The sequence below is a fragment of the Duganella sp. FT27W genome, from assembly GCF_009295655.1.
In the GTDB taxonomy this organism is placed as follows: domain Bacteria; phylum Pseudomonadota; class Gammaproteobacteria; order Burkholderiales; family Burkholderiaceae_D; genus Rugamonas; species Rugamonas zoogloeoides.
Genome location: NZ_WHIV01000004.1, coordinates 960,122 through 976,524 on the forward strand (window position 1 = coordinate 960,122; position 16,403 = coordinate 976,524).

17 protein-coding genes are annotated in these 16,403 nt (G+C 63.3%); 6 read left to right on the forward strand and 11 right to left on the reverse strand.

Translation table 11 applies throughout. From position 1 onward, the window contains the following. Positions 1-45: 45 nt before the first annotated feature. Positions 46-528, reverse strand: a complete 483-nt coding sequence (locus tag F8197_RS21320) for an SRPBCC family protein (protein ID WP_152883486.1) — start codon at positions 526-528, stop codon at positions 46-48. Positions 529-668: 140 nt separating this feature from the next. Here F8197_RS21320 and F8197_RS21325 point away from each other — a divergent pair, with 140 nt between their 5' ends. After that, a complete protein-coding gene (locus F8197_RS21325; RefSeq protein WP_152883487.1) occupies positions 669-2,738 on the forward strand; it encodes a UvrD-helicase domain-containing protein in 2,070 nt (689 codons plus the stop codon). A 41-nt stretch (positions 2,739-2,779) separates the two neighbouring features. After that, a complete protein-coding gene (locus tag F8197_RS21330) occupies positions 2,780-2,989 on the forward strand; it encodes a SlyX family protein (RefSeq protein WP_019924103.1) in 210 nt (69 codons plus the stop codon). Positions 2,990-2,993: 4 nt separating this feature from the next. On the opposite strand, the gene F8197_RS21335 is transcribed toward F8197_RS21330, so the two are convergent. Continuing rightward, positions 2,994-3,461 carry a heme-degrading domain-containing protein gene (locus F8197_RS21335; protein ID WP_056142997.1) on the reverse strand — a complete coding sequence of 156 codons (468 nt, stop codon included), beginning with the start codon at positions 3,459-3,461 and terminating at the stop codon, positions 2,994-2,996. A 203-nt stretch (positions 3,462-3,664) separates the two neighbouring features. Between F8197_RS21335 and F8197_RS21340 the strand changes: the two genes are divergently transcribed. From F8197_RS21340 to F8197_RS21355, 4 genes are all read left to right on the forward strand, one after another. Next, positions 3,665-4,777 carry a GGDEF domain-containing protein gene (locus F8197_RS21340; RefSeq protein WP_227012336.1) on the forward strand — a complete coding sequence of 371 codons (1,113 nt, stop codon included), beginning with the start codon at positions 3,665-3,667 and terminating at the stop codon, positions 4,775-4,777. Positions 4,778-4,805: 28 nt separating this feature from the next. Continuing rightward, positions 4,806-5,252 carry an SRPBCC family protein gene (locus tag F8197_RS21345; protein WP_152883489.1) on the forward strand — a complete coding sequence of 149 codons (447 nt, stop codon included), beginning with the start codon at positions 4,806-4,808 and terminating at the stop codon, positions 5,250-5,252. Positions 5,253-5,327: 75 nt separating this feature from the next. Then, complete coding sequence (locus tag F8197_RS21350; protein ID WP_227012337.1) at positions 5,328-8,927, forward strand: DUF4450 domain-containing protein; 3,600 nt, start codon at positions 5,328-5,330, stop codon at positions 8,925-8,927. Positions 8,928-9,014: 87 nt separating this feature from the next. After that, positions 9,015-9,590, forward strand: a complete 576-nt coding sequence (locus F8197_RS21355) for a TMEM175 family protein (RefSeq protein ID WP_056143224.1) — start codon at positions 9,015-9,017, stop codon at positions 9,588-9,590. A 24-nt stretch (positions 9,591-9,614) separates the two neighbouring features. Here F8197_RS21355 and F8197_RS21360 read toward each other — a convergent pair whose 3' ends face one another. The 9 genes from F8197_RS21360 to F8197_RS21400 all read right to left on the reverse strand — a co-directional run bounded on the left by F8197_RS21360 (position 9,615) and on the right by F8197_RS21400 (position 16,403). After that, the gene (locus tag F8197_RS21360; protein WP_152883490.1) at positions 9,615-10,268 is read right to left on the reverse strand and encodes a hydrolase; all 654 of its coding nucleotides are present in this window, start codon (positions 10,266-10,268) and stop codon (positions 9,615-9,617) included. Between the two features lie 148 nt (positions 10,269-10,416). Next, positions 10,417-10,803, reverse strand: coding sequence for a hypothetical protein (locus tag F8197_RS21365; RefSeq protein WP_152883491.1), 387 nt, complete (start codon positions 10,801-10,803; stop codon positions 10,417-10,419). A 69-nt stretch (positions 10,804-10,872) separates the two neighbouring features. Further along, positions 10,873-11,436 carry a hypothetical protein gene (locus F8197_RS21370; RefSeq protein WP_152883492.1) on the reverse strand — a complete coding sequence of 188 codons (564 nt, stop codon included), beginning with the start codon at positions 11,434-11,436 and terminating at the stop codon, positions 10,873-10,875. After that, positions 11,433-11,639 carry a hypothetical protein gene (locus F8197_RS21375; protein ID WP_152883493.1) on the reverse strand — a complete coding sequence of 69 codons (207 nt, stop codon included), beginning with the start codon at positions 11,637-11,639 and terminating at the stop codon, positions 11,433-11,435. Before F8197_RS21375 ends, F8197_RS21370 begins: the two co-directional genes overlap by 4 nt. Positions 11,640-11,648: 9 nt before the next feature. After that, positions 11,649-12,254: a DUF1444 domain-containing protein gene (locus F8197_RS21380; protein WP_152883494.1), complete on the reverse strand. Its 606-nt coding sequence runs from the start codon at positions 12,252-12,254 to the stop codon at positions 11,649-11,651. A gap of 3 nt (positions 12,255-12,257) precedes the next feature. Continuing rightward, positions 12,258-13,592 (reverse strand): PoNe immunity protein domain-containing protein, encoded by a 1,335-nt coding sequence (locus tag F8197_RS21385; protein WP_152883495.1) that lies wholly within the window; start codon positions 13,590-13,592, stop codon positions 12,258-12,260. After that, a complete protein-coding gene (locus tag F8197_RS21390; protein WP_152883496.1) occupies positions 13,589-15,169 on the reverse strand; it encodes a polymorphic toxin-type HINT domain-containing protein in 1,581 nt (526 codons plus the stop codon). The genes F8197_RS21385 and F8197_RS21390 overlap by 4 nt, the downstream gene beginning before the upstream one ends. Further along, the gene (locus tag F8197_RS21395; RefSeq protein ID WP_152883497.1) at positions 15,160-16,056 is read right to left on the reverse strand and encodes a TadE/TadG family type IV pilus assembly protein; all 897 of its coding nucleotides are present in this window, start codon (positions 16,054-16,056) and stop codon (positions 15,160-15,162) included. The genes F8197_RS21390 and F8197_RS21395 overlap by 10 nt, the downstream gene beginning before the upstream one ends. After that, the gene (locus tag F8197_RS21400) at positions 16,053-16,403 is read right to left on the reverse strand and encodes a DUF192 domain-containing protein (protein WP_152883498.1); all 351 of its coding nucleotides are present in this window, start codon (positions 16,401-16,403) and stop codon (positions 16,053-16,055) included. Before F8197_RS21400 ends, F8197_RS21395 begins: the two co-directional genes overlap by 4 nt.

Below are 16,403 nucleotides of genomic sequence, written 5' to 3' on the forward strand. Positions count from 1 at the left end.
CAGCCGGGGAACCAATATCCCCGCCTGGTCCCGTGCGAGGCTGGCTTAGTTGAGCGTTGCGCCGAGCCGGCCTTGCGTGGCCAGCTCGCGGATCATGCCCACGGTATCGATATCGGCCTCCTTGTACGCCGAGCGCTTGAACTCGTCGTACATGGCGTTGGCCGCATCGGTCTCGGCGTCGTGGCCGTCGTCGTACTGGAAGCGCACGTACAGCGTTTCCGGCGTCGGCTGCTCGATGCTCATGGTGAGCGTGGATGCGGTGATTTCGTTTTGCGCCGGCACGTCGTACACCACGCGCTGCAACGGCTCCAGGCGCACGCGGTCTTCGATCACCAGTTGACCGTAGCGCAGGCGGCGGCGGAAGCTGTTGTCGGTACGTTCGTCGATGATGGCTTCGTCCAGTTGCGGCACGAACAGCTTCGGCGATTCGGCGCGCAGCACCAGACCGCTCCACAGTTGTTCGATCGTCAAGGCGTCAAGCAGCGGGTTGAGCGGGTCGTTGATTTCAATCAGGTGTTCAAATTTCATGGCTAAGCCTGTAGCAGTTGGCGCCAGTGCGCGTTCAGCCCCAGATGGTAACGCAATCGGCAATTTCAACTGCTCTACCGGTGGCAAGAAGCAGCCACTGCTACAATAGGCGGCTCTTCCTACCCCTCCTGTTAGCGTTCATGTCCAAACCCTCATTCGGTCTCAACGTCCCGCAAAGTGCGGCCGTTGCCTATCTGGACGGCCCCTGCCTGGTGCTGGCCGGCGCCGGTTCGGGCAAGACGCGGGTGATCACCCAGAAAATCGCCCACCTGATCGAGGACCGGGGCTACGACCCGCGCACCATCGCCGCGCTGACCTTCACCAACAAGGCTGCGCTCGAGATGCAGGAGCGCATCGCCAAGCTGCTCAAGCAGCCCAAGCAGGCCAAGCAGCTGACCGTCTCCACGTTCCACTCCCTGGGCGTGAAAATCCTGCGCCAGGAAGCCAACGGCGTGGGCCTGAAGGACCGCTTTTCCATCATGGACAGCGACGACTGCGGCTCGCTGGTGCAGGATCTGGCGATTACTACCGACAAGCAGATCGTGCGCCGCATCCAGACCGACATCTCGCTGTGGAAAAACGGCCTGATCGAGCCAATGGTGGCGCTGCAAAACGCCAAGGACGAGGACGAAGCGCAATCGGCACGCATCTACGCCAGTTACGTGGCCACGCTGTCGGCCTACCAGGCTGTCGATTTCGACGACCTGATCCGCCTGCCGGTGGAACTGTTCCGCAATAACGAGCCGATCCGCGACAAGTGGCAGCGCCGCCTGCGCTATTTGCTGATGGACGAGTACCAGGACACCAACACCTGCCAGTACGAGCTGGTGAAACTGCTGGTCACCGGCATCAATAAAAAGCCGATGTTTACCGCCGTGGGCGACGACGACCAGGCGATTTACGCCTGGCGCGGCGCGTCGGTGGAAAACCTGAAAACCCTGCAGACCGATTTCCCGGACCTGGAGGTGATCAAGCTCGAGCAGAATTACCGCTCCACCACGCGCATCCTGCAAGCCGCCAACTCGGTCATCGGCAACAATCCCAAGTTGTTCGACAAGTCCTTGTGGTCCGAGCACGGCCTGGGCGAGCCGATCAACGTGCTGGGCATGGCCAACGACGACCAGGAAGCGGATCAAATCACCATGATGATCTCGGCCGACCACTTCCAGCGCAAAAACAAATGGTCGGACTACGCGATCCTGTATCGCGGCAATCACCAGGCCCGCGTGATCGAGCAGGCGCTGCGCAAGGAACGCATTCCGTACACGATTTCGGGCGGCCAGAGCTTTTTCGACAAGGCCGAGATCAAGGATATCATCAGCTACCTGCGCCTGCTGGCCAATACCGACGACGACCCGGCCTTCATCCGCGCGGTGACCACGCCGCGCCGGGGCGTGGGCCAGACCACGCTGGAAACCCTGGGCACGTTCTCGGGCCAGTGGCAGTGTTCGCTGTTCGAAGCCGTGTTCAAGGGTGGCATCGAGGGCTTGCTGGCCGATAAGCAGCTCAAACCGTTGCGCGACTTCTGCAATTTTATTAATCACCTCGAATCGCGCGCCAGCCGCCCCGGTCCGAGCGGCAGCGGCGACAATGCCGCCCAGGTGCTCGACGACATGCTGGAAGCGATCAACTACGAATCCTTCCTGTACGACATGTTCGACGAGCGCGCCGCGCAGGCGAAGTGGCAGAACGTGATGGAATTCGTCAACTGGCTCAAGGAACGGGGCTGCGGCGGCAAGGACCGCGACGGCGACGAAAAGAATGTACTCGAACTGACGCAGATGGTGGCGCTGATGTCGATGCTCGAGGGGCAAGACGAAGATCCGGACGCGGTGCGCATGTCCACCCTGCACGCCTCGAAAGGACTCGAATATCCGCATGTGTTCCTGGTCGGCGTGGAAGAGGGCATCCTGCCGCACAAGGGCGACCCTGACGCACCGGCCGAAACCATTGCCGCGCGGGTGCAGGAAGAACGGCGCCTGATGTACGTGGGCATCACCCGCGCCCAGCGCACCTTGCAAATCACGTGGTGCAAGAAGCGCAAGCGCGCCGGCGAGCAGGTGCATTGCGACCCGTCGCGGTTCATCAAGGAAATGGCGCTCGACGAAGGCACGGCCGCGCCGCAGGAGTCGGAAGTGATCACGCCAAAAGAACGGCTGGCGCGCATGAAAGAACTGTTGGCGACCCCGAAACCCACGCCACAGCCATAACGCCACTGTAGAATGCCCGCTTTCCTGCCAGGAGTACCGCCGTGAGCAACACCGAAGACCGCTTCATCGACCTCGAGATCAAGATCGCCCACCAGGAGCACCTGGTGGAATCGCTGGGCCAGCGCATCTACGAACAGCAGCAGCAGATCGACAAGCTCGAACAGCTATGCGCCGCCCTGATCCAGCACGTGCGCACCCAACCGCAAAACGGCGGCGGCCAGCTGCCGCACGAGCCGCCACCGCACTACTAAAACCTTACACCAGCACCGACCGCAACGCCTCCACGGCAATCGCATGGTCGTCGGCCTGGCGCAGGCCGGAGACGGTCACCGTGCCGATCAGCCCGACATTCTTGATGACGATCGGGAACGCGCCGCCGTGGGCGGCGTAGTCCTGCGGCGGCAGATATTTAATTTCATCGAAGGCCACGCCCCGGTGCTTGTGGTCGATGCCGATAAAGTAGGACGAGCGCCCGAAACGTTCCACCACGTTGTTCTTGCGCCGGATCCAGTCGGCCTGGTCGGCCGCCGCACCCTGCATCGCGTGGTGGAACAGCACCTTGCCGTTGACCGTGATGTTGACGGTAACGACCTTGCCGCGCTGGCGCACGATCTCGATTACTTTCAGGCCCAGCGCCAGCGCGATATCGCTGGTAAAAGCGGTAAATTGCAGTTCCTGCTCCTGGCGTGTCAGGGTTTCCAGCTGTTCTGCGAAATTCTCCATCGATGTTACCCTCATGTCACAATTGTGAATATTCAAGCATAGGGTTTATCGTTGTAAATGTCCACGCGACGATGCTTGAGGCCGCCTGTTGTGCGCTATACTGCGGGCCGAATCCCCCGCGCAGCCTACCCCTTTCTCCCCACGACTCGATGCAGATAGATATCTCTTCATTGCTCGTCGCCATGACACTGAATTTGACAATCATGGCGGTCGCGTTGCCCTATTTTATGGGGCAGGTGAACCGGGCCGCGCGCTATGCCCAGGCCGGGATGGGCTTGCACACGGTGGGCTGGATCCTGCTCTTGATCGCTTGCGTGGTCACGCCGTTCAGCCTGCTCGACCGCACGCTGTCCACGCTGTCGATGGCCGCCATTGCCGGCGGCATGGCGTTCAACGCTGCCGCTTTTGATCTGTGGTGCGGGCGCGCAGTCAAGGTACGTGCTTCGGTGATCGTGGCGGTGCTGCTCACGGTTGGTTATTGCATCGGCTATAACAGTTATCCGTTCCGGGTGGGCTGGGCCAACGGCCTGCTGGCGCTGCAGATCGCCATGGTGGTGGTGTCGCTGTGCCGCCGGCCGCAGGTGCGCGTGGGCCGCTGGCGCTGGCTGCTGGTAATTTCGCTGCTGGCGCAAATGGTCGTGACCGGCTGGCGCGGCGTGCTGGGCGCGTTCTACACCGAGCAGTTCCCCAATTTTTTTGCACCGCACATGGTCAACATGGTGTTTTCGCTGGTATCGAACATCACCGTGATGCTGTCGCTGGCGGCATTGCTGCTGGCCCACCGCGACGAGGCCGCCCGCGAGCTCGAACGCCTGGCCACCGTCGATGGCCTGACCGGCGCCCTCAATCGCCGCGCCTGGCTGGCGCAGGCTGGCAGCGACCTGGCCATGAGCGTGCGCTATCGCCAGCCGATGGGTGTGCTGATGCTCGACCTCGATCACTTCAAGCAGATCAACGATACCCGGGGCCATGCCGTGGGCGACCTGGCGCTGCAAAAATTCGCCAAGGCCATGCGCGCCGTCAGCCGCGCCGGCGATCAGTGTTGCCGCTATGGCGGCGAGGAATTCTGCGTACTGCTCAACCGCGCCGATACGGCTGCGGTACAAGCCTACGACCAGCGCCTGCGCGACTGGCTGCGGCAGCACGCGCCGAAGAAACTCGGTTTCGAGTTATCGTACAGCGCCGGCATCGCCATGCGCCTGTCCGATGACGACACCATCGAAGCCATGCTGCAACGCGCCGATGCCGCCATGTACACCGCCAAGCAGCAGGGCCGTGGCGTTACCCTGACCGGCGACGTCTGCGAACTGGTGTAATTCTTCAACCACGCATGGAGGAATCGCTATGACTGCCAACACCGTTCAACTCCACCGGGTGCTGCGCACCACGCCCGAAAAACTTTATCGCGCCTTTACCGATGCCGATGCATGGGCCAAATGGCTGCCGCCGTTCGGCTTTGTCGCCGCCGTGCAGCAGATGGACGCGCAGGTGGGTGGTACCTACCGCATGTCGTTCACCAATTTCGGCACCGGCGCCAGCCACGCATTCGGCGGCGAATTCCTCGAACTCATACCCTGCGAGCGCCTGCGCTACACCGCCCGCTTCGACGACGCCAACCTGCCCGGCCAGATGCAAACCACCGTCACCCTGCGCGCGGTGCCGTGCGGCGTGGAGCTGACCGTGGTGCAGGAAGGCATACCCGACGTGATTCCGCTCGAGGGCTGCTACCTGGGCTGGCAGGAATCGCTGGTGCAACTGGCGCAGCTGGTGGAGCCAGATATTAACCAGTAAGGCCGCCGCTCATCCGGCTGATTGTTTGAACCGGCGGTCGGCGCACGCGGTGCCATTTACGGTAACGTGCGATCCATGATCACACGATATGCGATGCAGTTGACGATGGCGGTGGCCGCGTGCGCGATGCACGGCGCATTTCCGTACGCGTCCGCGCGCGCAGCCGAGCCGCCCAGGCTGGAAGCCCAGTCGCGCTTTCCCAACCTGCTGGGCGACACCGACCGCCCTCTGCGCTACCGCCCCGACGGCGACGATTTCGTCATCGACAATGGCGCCGAATTCTTCAACCGGCCGCTTTATGGCGGCAACAGTGCATTTCGTGTCGATGGCGGCGACAGGCCCGAGTTTTCGCTGTACCTGCCCGGCCGTGGCGGCAACCTGCGCCTGGGCGTGTGCACGGCCGCCGGCACTGGCCCCCGCTGCCTGTGGCTGCACGACGCCGCCCGCATCACCACCCGCTACCGACCGGGCGAGCTGCACTACGAGATCCGCGATGCGCGGCTCGGTGCCGGCGGGCGCATCTCGGTCGTCGCGCTGGCCTACGCCGCCACCGAAGGGCTGGGCGTAAAAGTGCAGGGCGCCGGCTTGCCGGCTGCTACGCAACTGGTGGTCGCCTTCGGCGCCGGCGACGGCAAGCGCGGACGACGCGACGGCGATATCGGCACCGAGGCCGTGCCGATCGGCGAATACTTCCAGTTTTCCCCCGATCCAGCACGCGGCGCGCGTATCGAACCCGGCGCCAACGGCTTCCGGGTGGTGGCGCCGCATGCGACTATCAGCATCACTGCCGCGTCTCGCGCAGGTAGCGGTAACGCCACGACTGCCAATGCCACTGGCGCTGCCGCCACTGCTGCTAATGCCACCGCTGCCACCGCTGCCACCACTGGCGCTGTCGGCGCTGCCGCCGTCAATGCGGCGCCACTGGTCACGCGCCATGATGCGGCGCAGTGGCAGCACCTCGACGCGCTGCTTGGCTCCGCGCCGCCCAGCAATGCCGACGTCGATGTGAATGCCGACGCCGGAATCGGAACCGGAACCGGCGTGGCCGTCGCCCGCATCGCCCTGGCGGCAGCACCCGTGCATCTCGCCGTGCAGGTCACCGCGCGCGCCGGGGCGCAAGAGCAGGATGTGTACCGCGCGGTCGGCGCCGCCACACTCGGCGCCGACCGCGCCGCCGCCCGCCTGCTGCCGGCCTTCCAGACCGCCGAACTGGCCGAGCGCTTCGACCAGGCCCGCCAGCATTTCGACCGCCTGCGCCACCGCGTGCGCATCGACACGCCCGATCCCTACCTGAACGCTGCCATGGGCGCGCTCAACGTCGCTGCCGATGCCGTGTGGGACGACAGCCAGGGCGCCATCATGCACGGCGCGGTAGCGTGGCGCACCAAGCTGCTGGGCTGGCGCGGGCCGTACGCGCTTGGTGCATTGGGCTGGCACGACCGCGCCCGCGCCAATATCGACGCCTGGACCGGGCGCCAGAATACGTCGCCCGTTCCGGCGCAGATACCGGCGCCGGAGGCAGCGACCAACCTGGCGCGCAACGAGACCGCGCTGCATTCGAACGGCGACCTCAGTACCTCGCACTACGACATGAACCTGGTGTTCATCGATGCCCTGCTGCGCCACCTGCTGTGGACCGGCGACAAAGCGCTCGCACAAGCGGTATGGCCGGTACTGGAGCGGCACCTTGCCTGGGAACGGCGCTTGTTCAGACGGCCGTTCGGCGCCGACCAACTGCCGCTGTACGACGCCTACGCCGCCATCTGGGCCAGCGACGACCTGTATTACAACGGCGGCGGCGCCACTCATACCTCGGCCTACAACGCCTGGCACAACGCCATGGCCGCACGCATCGCCACGTGGCTGGGCAAGGATGCCACCGCATACAACACCGAAGCGGCAGCCATCCGGCAGGCCATGCGCACGCATTTATGGATGCCGCAGCAGGGCGCGTTTGCCGAATACCGCGATGCGCTGGGCGGCCAGCTGCTGCACCCGCACTACGCGCTGTGGAGTTTTTATCACACCATCGACGCCCAGGTGCCGACGCCGTTCGAGGCGGCGCGCATGGCGGCGGCACTGGACCGCGACCGCCGGCCCATTCCCGTGCGCGGACCCGGCGTACCAAGCGACCGTCCGTACCGCGTACTGCCCACCACCGACTGGATGCCTTATTCATGGTCGATCAACAACGTGGTGATGGGCGAGAACCTGCACACGGCGCTGGCCTACTGGCAGGCGGGCCGCAGCGACACCGCGTTCGAGATCACCAAGGGCGCGCTGCTGGCCAGCCTGTACATGGGCATCAGCCCCGGCAACATCGGCACCATGAATTATCTCGACGTCTACCGGCGCGAGGCGCAGCGCGACTTTGCCGACGGCGCCGGCGTGATGGCGCGCACGCTGGTCGAAGGCCTGTTCGGCGTGCAGCCCGATGCGCTGTCAGGGGTGCTCACCGTGCGTCCCGGCCTGCCGCACGCGTGGGACCACGCCAGCCTGGCGCACCCGGACGTCAATGTCGCTTACCGCCGCCTCGGCCAGCGCGAACGCTGGACCATCGGCCAGGCCGGCCAGCGCTTCCCGCAATTGGCGTTTGAGTTGCCGGCCCGTGCTGCGAACGTGGTGGTGGTACGCGTGAACGGCAAGCCGGCGCGTTGGCGCAACGTCGATGACGCGGTAGGCGCGCCGCGCCTGCGGATCGACACGCCGCTCGGCGCCAGCGCCGCTATCGAGATCGTGTGGGGCGGCGCCACCATCGATGCGCGGGTCGCCAGGCTCGATGCTGGCGCTGGTGCGCAGGAGGGTTTCACGCGCTACCGCCAGGGCGTATTCGCCTGGTGGCAGCAAGTACCTGCTGCCGTAGAGTCCACAGCGTCTGCACCGGCGCAGACGGTAGCGTCATCGGCCACGGTGCCTGCTGCGCAGTGCGTGGCCAGCGGCCCGCAGTGGATGAACGGCGTACCGGTGCAGGCGCGCACTGTCGACCTGTCGCCCTGGTTCAACGACGAGGTAACGCAGCTGTTCAAACCGGGCAAGTACGTGACGCCGCGATCGCCGTACGCCACGCTGGCGCTGCCAGCGCAGGGTGCGGGCGCGTGGGCCGGCCACGTGCAGGAACTGCCCGAGATCGACGACGCCGGCTTGCGCGCTTTGGGCGGCACGCTGACGCTGCCGAACGGCCTGCATTTCGCCACGCCGCCGGCGGGCGCCAACATCATGTTCACGTCGCAGTGGGATAACTATCCGCGCCAGGTTATCGTGCCGTTGCAAGGCCAGGCGCGCCGCGCCTTTTTGCTCATGGCCGGCTCCACCAACCACATGCAAAGCCGCATCGACAACGGTGTGATCGAGGTTACTTACCGCGATGGCATTAGCACCCGCCTGGCATTGCGCAATCCGGACAACTGGTGGCCGATCGAGCAGGATTATCTGATCGACGACTACCAGTTCCCGTTCTGCGGCCAGCTGCCGCTGCGCGTCGATCTGAAGACCGCGCGCGCCCAGGTGCCCGCCACGGGAAAACACCCGGCCAACGGCCGCCGCATCGCCGGCGGCGCCGCCACCGTGATCGCAGTGCCGCTCGACCCCGCGCGCCAGCTGCAATCGATCACCGTGCGGGCGCTGGCCAATGACGTGGTGCTGGGGGTGATGGGGGTGACGCTCGATCAGCCGTAAGGTCTCTCCCTTTACACAGAGGAGTTCCCGTCACTTTCGGCGCTAAAATGCCGCATCGTGTCGCACTTCGGTGGTAAGGGTAAACAGATGGGCAAGAATCGACTGGAAGCGTTCAGCGATGGCGTGATTGCCATCATCATCACCATCATGGTGCTCGAGCTGAAGGTGCCGCACGGGGCCACGCTGGCGGCGCTGGAGGCGTTGACGCCGGTGTTGCTTGGCTATGTGCTCAGTTTTGTGTACGTGGGCATTTACTGGAACAACCATCACCATATGCTCAACGCCTCGGCACGTGTCAACGGCAAGGTGTTGTGGGCCAATCTGCATTTGCTGTTCTGGCTGTCGCTGATTCCGTTTACCACCACCTGGGTGGGCGAGAACGTGATGGCGCCGTTGCCGGTCGCGCTATATGGCGTGGTGCTGTTTTTTGCAGCGGTCGCCTACTATGTGCTGGAAAAATGCCTGATTTCCTGCAATCCCAACGACCATATCCTTGCCAACGCGGTTGGCAAGGAATACAAGGGCGCAGTATCGGTGGTGCTGTACTTGCTGGCCATTCCGCTGGCCTACCTGCATGTGTGCGCAGCGTATGCGTTGTACATCCTCTGCGCCATGGTCTGGTTCCTGCCGGACCGCCGCATCGAGGCGCAGATGCGCTCGTGATGCAGTGGTCCGGCGCCAGCCCGATCAGTGGCCTTCGGAGGCGTTGAACATGGTCTTGGCGTAGATCAGGCCCAGGCCGTAGGCACCGCCGTTGGCAATCGAGGTTTTGACGGTTTCGTCGTAGGTTTCGCCACGCGCCCAGTCGCGTTGCAGTTCCAGCAGGTACTGGAGCGACGTCATCGGACGCGCACCCAGTTGCACCATGCGCTCGACGGCGCGCTCATGCGCTTCGTCGGACACGTCGCCCGATGCATCGGTGATCACATACACTTCGAATCCCTGGTCCAGCGCCGACAGTGCGGGGCCGACGATGCACACCGAGGTCCACAGACCGGCCAGCACGATTTTCGATTTGCCGATGGCGTTGACGCGGTCGGCGATGCGCGGGTCTTCCCAGGTATTCATGCTGGTGCGGTCGATTGCCACTTCATCCGGGAACACTTCCTTGATCTCGTTGAAGATCGGACCGGAGAACGATTTTTCCGCCACCGTGGTCAAAATCGTCGGTACCTTGAATTCCTTGGCGGCCTTGGCCACCAGCGCCACGTTGTTACGCAGTTGCACCATGTCGATCGACTTGGTGGCAAACGCCATTTGCGATTGGTGATCGATCATGATCAGCGCGTGGTTGCTTGGGTTCAGCAGAGTTTGACCTGGTTGGGCGATGGCGGTTGGCATAATATATTCTCCTAAGATTTTCAATAAATTCGATAGTTTGGTTTGCTTTACTACGCGGTGTTCTGCGCTGCTGAAACGAAGTATGTTCGAATCAGGCTCAAATCAAAAGCGGAAAAATTTGCGTCCTATTGTCGAAAATTTCGATAGATCATTTGGCAGCTTTTGACGTGCGTGAAATCTCGGCATGGAGGTCGCGGATGTTCTGCTGGTGCCGGCGTAATTGTTCGCGCGAGCGCTGCAGCGGTTCGTGCGCGAGGCTGCGACTGTGGGCAATGTTTTCCTGCACGGCGGCCAGTTCCGCATCGAGCTCCTGGCGCAGGATGGCCAGCCGATCGCGGTCGCGCGCCTGCTGTTCGTGCGCCGTGATCTGCAGGCGCAACGGTGCAGCTTGCCTCGCAGCCAAGGCAGGCGGCACCGATACAGCGTCGGGTATAGCCGTGGTACGGCCACCAATCATTTCGATACCTTGTCCATCGCGGTAGCGCACCGCCTCGCCGCCATGCGCGCCCGTCGCCAGCAATGTCAGGCATGCCAATGAAGCCCATGAAGCCAGCCCCGGCGGACAGGCGGCGTGTGATCGTCGGCGCGGGCGCATGGTGCTTGCTCACAGGTAGCTGATCTTGGTCCAGGCGCGGCGCCGGTGCTCGGTCAGGCTGCCCATCTTGCCGCGCATGGTGTAGATGTTGAGCACGACAGGAAACCTGCCCGGCGCCTGGCCCACGAACATCATCACGTCCAGCGCCTGGCCCTGGCCGGTGCCGTCGAATGCCGCTTCAAAACCGCGCAGCACGCCATACTCGGCCCGCACCGGCTGCAAGGCCCGGGCCTGGCCCAGCGTCAGCCCGAAGTTCTGGCTGGCGCCACGGATCGCCGTGGTGGCCATGGTGGACAGCGTGCTGTCCGGACTATTGGCACCGGGCCAGGACATATACGTCATGACGGTAGGCGGATGGTAGGCGTCCGGGCTTTGCGCGACGAAGGTGGGTCGCCCGGTTTGCGTGGACAGCGTGGTGTCCCACGGTGGCTGGTTCTCCACCCAGATTTCCAGGCCCAGTTCCCTGACCTTGTGGATTTGCATCTGGCGCAGCGCGCGCTTCGGTTCGGCCAGAACACCGCGCGCGCACAAAGCCAATGCGCCCAAGGCGGCCAGGTGATGACGGCGGTTCATCGCACACCTCCGGCGCTCACGATCGCCGAGCCCATGCCCAGCAAGGTCAGCACCGCTACCGACAGCAGGCCGTACCAGCGGCGGCTGCGCGCCAATGCCGTGCGCCAGTCCAGCCGGCTCGCCAGCCAGCAGGCCACCCACACCAGCGCAAAGCTGAGCAGTGCGCGACCAAACAGATTTCCCAATACGAAGCTGAGTGACATGGCGGCCTCCTAGTGGGGCGCGAATAGCGACCACGCATCGTCACGCCGCACCATGATCTGGTTGGAGAGGCAATGCTGGTCCTGGAATTCGCGCGAAAATTTCAGGGTCTGCGCGCGCAGCGCATCGACTGCGTGGCCGTGGGCGCTGTCGCACATCAGCAGGCGGTTGCGGCGCGGCGCCGTGACCAGCAACTCGCCGCTGATGTCTTGCTGCACCACTTTCCACAGTCCATTGAGCACCAGCAGCGATGCTTCCAGCTCACCGCCGGTCATGGCCATCCCGCAACCGTCATGGGTCTGGAACGAGACCGTTGGCAGAGTGCTGCCCAGGTTTTCGCGCGCCAGGCGTGGCGCGTCTTCGCGGGCAATGCCGGCGCTGTGCAGCAGCTTCGACGTGGCCATGATGAACGTGTCGGGCAGGTCGAACGCGTAGGTGACGAGCAAGTCGCCGCACAGCGGCACATGGTCGGGAATCTGGTCCGGCGGCACGCCCGCCTCGCGCAACGTCCTGATGTAGTCGACATGCTTGATGCGCGGGCGCAGCTGGGCAGCGGTGAGCGGCGGCAGTGCAGGCGGCGTGGGAAAGGACCTGGCTTTTTTCAGAAATCCAAACATGTCTTACTCCTGGTTAGGGTTGAGATCAGCGCCATGCAGGCGCACGGGGATGCCGAGCTGTTCGCTTAGTTGTTGCAGCTCGGGGTGGAACACGGTGTTGACGACGATGGCGTGCCAGTCGCTGTCCTTGTCGTCGATGTCGATCAGCAGGTAGCCGCGCTCGCCCAGCCACGCGCTCCAGGCCGCCAAGGTGGCCTCGCAACGAGCCGGGCCGTATGGTGGACCGGGCGACCCTTCGAACGGCCCCAGGCCACGTTTTTCGCTGAGGTCGCTGGCCTGCTGTTCGAGCGTCTCGTCATCTTTCAGGTCGGCGTAGATGGCGAGGTCGCTTTCGGCCAGGTTGTGCAGCAGCGTTTGCAGGTCGTGGATCTTGCGTGGCTTGCCGGTGGCGTCGAGCACGGCTTCCGTGGCGTCGATATCGCCGTCGGCCACCAGCTCCACCCAGCGGGCGATGCCCTTGCGTTTGCTTTTGGCGAGGTCGGCTTTTATGGGCGGTGGCGGCAAGGTGATCGGCAAGTCGGCACCCACGTACAGCGGCCGCCACTGATCGCGGCTATGGCGGATGTGCTGGCGGTAGTAGTCGGCCAGGTCGCGCGGGTAGTAGGGGTGGTCGCGGAAGGCGGTGTCGTCGATGTCGTAGAGACTGGCGGCTAATGCTATTTCGTAGGCCAGGTCGCATGAGTGGCCATCAAACCAGGGGGGACTATCGAGTTTCTCTTTGTAACCGTAGGGACTGACGATGCGCGGCCAGCTTTGCATGTGCTTTTCCATGGCTGCACTGCGTTCCTCCGCAGGGAGCGCCAGTACGCGCAACACGGGATCGGCCCAGCACGCCAGGTATTTATCTTTCTTGTACGTGGTTGCGACTTGGTGCAACGGATCGTATGCGTGCAACATCAAATCAAACAGGTAGCCTTTTAGTTCTTTCTGCGGAGACACGCCCAGCAGTATTTGTCGAAGTACTTCAGCGTCGTTCAACAGCAGTAATGCGAGAGTGATATAACCGAAATTGAGACGACTGTTGCCACTGAGAAGGTAATCTTGAAATTGAGGTGGTACGCGGTGAATACGGACGTAGTCGCTAGCGTTCAGTATGCGAGGCACTTTTATTTTTAAGGTTGAAATGATGGCTTCCAACTCGAACCCGGCCCCGTATTGGTGTAACAGGAATTTTTTTTCTTCGTCAATAGTTGAATACATGAAACATGTTTTGTTGGGAGGCGGTAGGTCGGCAAAATGGGCCTCCCACTCCTTTTCACACTTTTCCATTCTTGAAAAATAGTCCTGATAGCTTCCCCTGTGTCCGATCGGATTCCTCATCGGTGCGTTGTCATTCATGGCTTCCACTCCTTTCCAAGTTCAACATCGTTATTGGATAAATCAACCACGTGGTGATAGGTCGTGCCCTTGTGGTCGGTCTGGGCATAAATCCTTTGGACCTTGCCGTCTTTCATCGCCGCCTTGATTTTTGCGAGCTCATCTGGATCGTCTACAAGATCTTTCAGCCGTTCGTTGACCCAATTCTTGCTTAGTTGGCGGCCGCTATTTTTGGTCATGCAAAGCTTGGCTTTGCAGCCCTCTGGATCCCCTGGCTTCTCTCCGTCCATCGCCTTCGATTCAATGATGATGTAGTTGCCATCCGCATCCTTGTAGATGCCGTCTATTCCCCGGCTGCCATACCATTTAGCAAATAGCTCTTGTGGATCTTTGCCCCTGGGGTCAAACGATTTGCCAACCGGCTGCATACCCTTATCCAACAACTGCTTGAAGACGTCGTACTCGCCGCGGAAGCCTCTTTCGTGTGGTTCCAGATCCTTATACGGTTTGCTGAAAACTTTGGTATCGCAATGGATGTTGTGAACCCAAATCCCCACCGTCCCCACAAAGTAGCTGGGCGTCCGGCCCACGCTGAGGTTGTAGACGCGTAATGGCTGCGCCACGGCCTGGTTGGTGATGACCATGCTGTCCAGTCGTTCGCCGGCCAGCACGTCGCCGGGCTGTATCTGCTCGGCTGGCGTCCATCCCTTGCCCTGCAACCACATCGGATGCTCAGGCGTTACGCGGTAGCTGCCGCCTTCGGTGGTCAGCAGCTGGTAAGCGCTGGCCTGGCGGTTCATGGTGTGGGTAACTGCCTGCGACCTGTCGGCGTAGTTGCGCTCGTTGCGCGACAGGACCTGCTGGCCTACGGTGACCTGTTCGATAGGTATCAGTCCGTTGGCAGTGAAGACCAGCGTGCCGGCCGCAAAACTGACGCAGCCATAATCGCGTTTGACGGCCTTGCTGGCGTCAGCCAGCTTGCCGCCATACTTGGTCAGGCGCTGCGCCAGCTTGACCGCGAAGTACGGGTTCACATAGGTTGCGACGACCTTGCCAAGATCGTAGGCGCCGCACTGGGTGGCCTTGGTGATGGCGTCGACGGCTTCCTGGCCGAGCAGTTCGCCCAGCGAGAGCAGCGTTCCTTTCGGGTCTTCAAAAAATGCCTTGCCCAGTTGGATCAGGCCCTGGATGACATCGCCCGTGTTGGTGAACAGGTATGTCAGGTCGGCAATCTGGTCCTTCAGGCCGGCGTACAGGCCCTTGACGAATTCATAGCCGTAGGTGAGGGCGCCCTTGACGCTGTCCCACAATTGTCCCCAGAGACTCTTGTCCGCTTCGCTGGCGCCTTTCTTGTCCTGCTCCGGCGTGGTCTTCTCGCAGACCTCCTCGATAAAGCGGCATTTCTCTTCCTTGGCCCAGGCTTCCTTGGCCTGCTTGCTCTCGAAGCAGATCGGTGGCGGGTCGCAGATTTTCCACACCACGCCACCGCCCGACGATTGCGCCCACGCCGACAGCGTGGCGCCGGCCAGTACGCACAACATCAGCCAGACGATCAGCAGGCGCGCCAGTACATGACGCAGTGGTTGGGTCAGAAACATGGCGGCGGCTCCCCTGGTGACGGGTCGATCGGCCCACCCGGATCGACCGGCGCTTCCGGATCGTCGGGGTCGTGGGGCGTGGCCGGGTCGTTCGGTGTGGCCGGTCCCGGTTGGCCGGGTTTGGTCGAGCCGGCCAGGTTGGTTTCGAAAAATGGCGACTGCATGCGCAGCAGCGCTTCGCTCTGGATGTGGATGCGCCGGCCCGGGAACGCGGCGTTGTTGCAGTGAGGCGCGGTGGGCTCGGCGCCGATGCCGAAGGGGTTGCGCAGGCCGGCGCCCTCGGTTGTGGGATCGTTGGCGTTGAAGGCGACGTGCAGGATGCGGTCGATCACCGGCACGAGCAGGCGGAAGCAGTAGGTCACGCGCACGTGCAGCAGGTTGGCGTCTTGGACCGATATTTTTGCGTTGGCGCCGGGGGTGCTGCTGCGGTAGGCCAGGGTGTCGTTGGGCAGTTCCTTGCCGCTGCCGCCGTCCAGGCGCGCGCGGCCGAAGTCGGCAAATGCCGCGCTGCTCGGGTTGAGGATCTCGATGCTGGCCAGGGCGGCCGGGCCGGCGGTTTCGGCCGCCGCTTTTTCCAGCGCCCTGGCGTAGCCGGTGGCGCCCGGCCGGCTGGCGAACAGTGGCGCCAGGCCCCGCGCGAGCGCGTTGCGCATGGCGCCCACGTCGCCGTTGTGCATGGCGCCGGCACGGGCAGCCAGCATGGTGGCGTAGTTGAGCGTGGCGCGGCCCTGGTACAGCAGCGCCGTTTGCAGGATGCCGAACACCAGCATCACCAGCGCCGGGAAAATGACGATGAACTCGGTGGCGGACTGGCCGCGCTGGTGGTACCGATGGCGCCGGCAGGCCCGGGCGACATGACCAGGTGCGGACTGGTGAACGATGCTCATCGCCGCCTCCCTACCGGCATGTCCATGCCCGCCGCGATGCCGCAACGCGCGGCCGTGCCGCTTGCCAGTTCGAGCGTGTACCACGCGCGCCAGCACAGCCGCAGGCGGTTGGGCCGTACGCCGGACACCACCCGCAGTACGCGGCCGTCGTGGCGCAGGAATACCAGGTCGAGCGGATAGCGCATGCCTGCCGTGTGCACCATATTGCATGGAGACAGCAGCAGCCCCTGATGCGAACCGAGCGGCGCACGTCCCAGCATCCCGCGCAGCCGCGTGGCCATGCTGGCGGCCACTTCGACGTCAAGCAGCTGTTCGCCGGTAGCGGAGTGAAAGCGCAGGGTAGCCAT